The sequence below is a fragment of the Afifella sp. IM 167 genome, from assembly GCF_020144925.1.
Classification (GTDB): Bacteria; Pseudomonadota; Alphaproteobacteria; order Rhizobiales; family Afifellaceae; genus Afifella.
The window spans coordinates 1-522 of the sequence record NZ_NSLC01000049.1 but is presented as its reverse complement, the minus strand read 5'-3'; the positions used below and the strand labels follow the sequence as shown (position 1 = coordinate 522).

Annotated in this window: 1 protein-coding gene; it reads right to left on the bottom strand. The window is 67.2% G+C overall.

Going from position 1 to position 522, the window contains the following annotated elements:
• On the bottom strand, nt 1-522 hold a 522-nt coding region (locus tag CLD20_RS20085; RefSeq protein ID WP_224408448.1), incomplete at both ends, for a HAMP domain-containing sensor histidine kinase.

Below are 522 nucleotides of genomic sequence, written 5' to 3'. Positions count from 1 at the left end.
TCGAGGATGTCGTTGAGCAACCCCAGCAGCGCCCGGGCCGAGCGCCTGACCTTGCCCACCAGCTCACGCTGCTCCGGCTGCAGCGGGGTATCGAGCAGGATCTCGAGGAAGCCGAGCACGGCGTTCATCGGTGTGCGCACCTCGTGGCTCATGTTCGCCACGAAGTCACTCTTGGCGGCACTGGCCGCGCGCGCCTCGGCGGTGCGCGCCTCCACCCGACGCTCCAGGTCGAGATTGAGTGCCTGCAGATCACGCTCGGCCTGCTTGCGCGCGCTGACATCACTGACCACGATCAGGCCGCCGATCAACTGACCGTCCTCGTCGAACAGCGGGGCGGCGGCAACCTCGGCCGTCCACTGACGACCATCGGGGAGAGACACCTCCAGCTCCGAGGCGGGGATCGATCGCGCCTCGCGCACCGCACGCTGCAGCGGCAGCTCATCGGCCGTCAGCTGCCGGCCATCGAGACAGTAGCGGACCTTTGAACCAAAGGCGTCAGGCTCTATCGAAGAAGCTGAGAGG